This window comes from Arsenicibacter sp. R0_47, assembly GCF_057652235.1.
The window spans coordinates 1-2,447 of sequence record NZ_JBYFCJ010000086.1 but is presented as its reverse complement, the minus strand read 5'-3'; the positions used below and the strand labels follow the sequence as shown (position 1 = coordinate 2,447).

At 46.5% G+C, this 2,447-nt stretch carries 5 protein-coding genes; 4 read left to right on the top strand and 1 reads right to left on the bottom strand.

Annotated features, from left to right (window positions below; all coding sequences use genetic code 11):
- The 4 genes from AC23NW_RS36040 to AC23NW_RS36025 form a co-directional block, all read left to right on the top strand.
- A partial coding sequence (locus AC23NW_RS36040; RefSeq protein ID WP_487455531.1) for a DUF6035 family protein occupies positions 1 to 743 on the top strand: 743 nt, incomplete at its 5' end.
- Positions 744 to 778: 35 nt separating this feature from the next.
- Positions 779 to 1,066, top strand: a complete 288-nt coding sequence (locus tag AC23NW_RS36035) for a transposase (protein WP_487455529.1) — start codon at positions 779 to 781, stop codon at positions 1,064 to 1,066.
- The gene (locus tag AC23NW_RS36030; protein WP_487455527.1) at positions 1,063 to 1,827 is read left to right on the top strand and encodes an IS3 family transposase; all 765 of its coding nucleotides are present in this window, start codon (positions 1,063 to 1,065) and stop codon (positions 1,825 to 1,827) included. The genes AC23NW_RS36035 and AC23NW_RS36030 overlap by 4 nt, the downstream gene beginning before the upstream one ends.
- A complete protein-coding gene (locus AC23NW_RS36025; RefSeq protein ID WP_487455526.1) occupies positions 1,748 to 1,912 on the top strand; it encodes an IS3 family transposase in 165 nt (54 codons plus the stop codon). The genes AC23NW_RS36030 and AC23NW_RS36025 overlap by 80 nt, the downstream gene beginning before the upstream one ends.
- An 89-nt stretch (positions 1,913 to 2,001) precedes the next feature.
- Here AC23NW_RS36025 and AC23NW_RS36020 read toward each other — a convergent pair whose 3' ends face one another.
- Positions 2,002 to 2,436: a lantibiotic dehydratase C-terminal domain-containing protein gene (locus AC23NW_RS36020; protein WP_487455533.1), complete on the bottom strand. Its 435-nt coding sequence runs from the start codon at positions 2,434 to 2,436 to the stop codon at positions 2,002 to 2,004.
- Positions 2,437 to 2,447: the final 11 nt, after the last annotated feature.

Here is a 2,447-nt window from a genome sequence, read left to right as displayed (position 1 = left end):
AAACTGAATATGTTCATAATCCCTGCTTTTTGAGCGCTAATATACTAAAAATATTAGGTGTGTTTGCGGAGAATCAGTACTTTTATCAACAAAACCAGACATTCATAATCTGGATTTTCAAATTCTTTTCCGATGAGTTCGACAAACAACGATTCACCGAGAAAGACGTTTTCTACGGCAATAATCAGAATGCATTTATTTTTGATGGCGAAGCTATCAGTGAGTCCAAACGCCAACAAGACCTTATCCTCAAATGCCTGTACCGTGAACCTTACCGATCTGGTCAGCAGATAGCTTACCGTTGGCAGGAACGGTTTGTCGGCCTGCACGACTTAACGTTCGACGATAAGAATTACAAAGTGTTCCTGTTCGATGTAGAAGGAGCTACCAACTCGATTAGGCAAGAAATTGACGACGAGGAACGGGCCGAATGGGAGCGGCAACGCGAAATTGAGCAACGGCAGCAGGTATATGAGCAACGCCGACAGGTTTACCAAGAAGAACTTGAAGTTGGCTTCTCCCGCGCCCGCTCGTCGGTTCATCAAACATTTAGCGAAGTTCATGCTTATCCCGAACGACGAAGCCCTTTACTGAATGAGTTTGCCGAATTCTCGGAGAATACATATAATCACCTATTTGAACTGTTCTGGCAAGAACAAGGCTACCAAACCACGGAACATGACCGGGCGTTTCTCAAAACCGCTTTTGAGCAGGAACGCACGAAGCGTGAGGTGGTCCTATAAATCCGGACACGAAACTTATTTTAACTTCGTGTCAAATGGCTAAAAAATCAACTCCAAACCGAAAATATACCCCTGAATTCAAAGCTGACGTGCTCCGTCTAGTTGCTAATGGGGAGTCTATTCTCGCTGTAGCCAAAAAAATGGGCATTAGTGATAGCATCATCCATGCCTGGCGGACGGCTGAAAAAAAGAATAAAGGGGGTGAGAAATCAACATCCACTTTGGAAGAAGAGGTCGAATTGCTCCGTCGGCAACTCCGCCAAACGGAGTTAGAACGCGATATTTTAAAAAAAGCTGTCGCCATTTTCAGCCGCATGACTTGAGATTAATTTACAAATTTATCAAACAGGAAGAGCCACATTTTGCAATCAGATTACTTTGTAAGGTACTGGAAGTCAGCAAAAGTAGCTACTATGAGTATCGAGCAGGCGTAACCTTTCAACCATCTTTAGCTGAACAGCAAATGAGCAGTAATGTCCAAGAAGTCTTCTGGGAAAATCGTCGACGCTACGGTAGCCGGCGAGTCCAGAAGGCTCTCCAGGAGCAAGGTATTGATGTGGGCCGACATCAAGTCAGGCGACTCATGAAGGCACAAGACTGGCGGGCTATCCAGCCGCGTAGTTTCGTGCCACGTACCACCGATTCACGTCATGGTTTACGGGCTTGTCCCAATCTACTGCTTGATCTGGGTCAACCAATTCGTCCCGATCAGGCTTGGGTGAGTGACATCACCTACCTGCCATTGGTGGGTGGTGGCTGGGCTTACTTAGCAAGCTGGCTGGACCTGTTTTCGCGCCGGATTGTCGGTTGGTGTGTCGATGCAACGATGGAGGAAAGTCTGCTTATCAGAGCTTTCGATCAGGCTACTACTTTACGTCGCCCCCAGCCGGGTTTGATTATTCATTCGGATCAAGGTGGGCAGTATTTTGGTAAAACGTTTAGAAAGCGGCTCGACAAGTGGAAGTGTGAGCAAAGTATGGCCGAAAAAGAGAACCCCTACCAGAATGCTCATGCGGAGTCTTTATGGATCGGACTGCCGAAGCAGTCGTTTAAAGGCCGAATTGCTCGAAGATGGTTGCTTTGAAACCCTACAAGATGCTCACGATGAATTGTTTAACTATATCGAGGGCTACTACAACATTCGCCGATTGCACTCGTCTTTGGGGTAGATGTCGCCGATCAACTTTGAAAAGCAGTATTATCAAGCTAATTTCAATCACAACTCTCAATCACAAGTGTCCGGCTAAACCGACCCACCTCAGTTACTGATAAAGAACCGGTTGAGTAGCATATGTAACAGTGATTGCACCAGTTCAGTATGCGGTGGTAAGGAGGCATTAGGTTGCTGATACAGGTCCCGAATCCTTTTAATGAGTGGTCGCCATACCTCCAATGACTGTACATCAGACAGATGTTGGTTAGCGATTCGATTCTGCCAGGACCGATACCGCGTATTTAGTTCTTTGCGAAACGTCTGTACCGGCGAGTTCTCATTATGAAAACGCTGTTGAAGTGCCAATATAAAGTTTTGCTTTTCGGACGAAGAAAAACCAAATGCATCCACTAACCGGTCAGCCCGCTCGCATGCAACCCACCAGTGCATATCCTCGTCAAGTGCTTCTCGTTGCTGAGTATTTCGGAGTAAACTGACCCACCTGTTACGCAGGAAATTGACCCGGGTATTTCGGTGCAAACTGACCCACC

Bases quoted from the DNA above. Each gene is read 5' to 3' on its own strand.
- AC23NW_RS36025 (WP_487455526.1), top strand. From the start codon at position 1,748: ATGCTCATGCGGAGTCTTTATGGATCGGACTGCCGAAGCAGTCGTTTA.
- AC23NW_RS36035 (WP_487455529.1), top strand. From the start codon at position 779: ATGGCTAAAAAATCAACTCCAAACCGAAAATATACCCCTGAATTCAAA.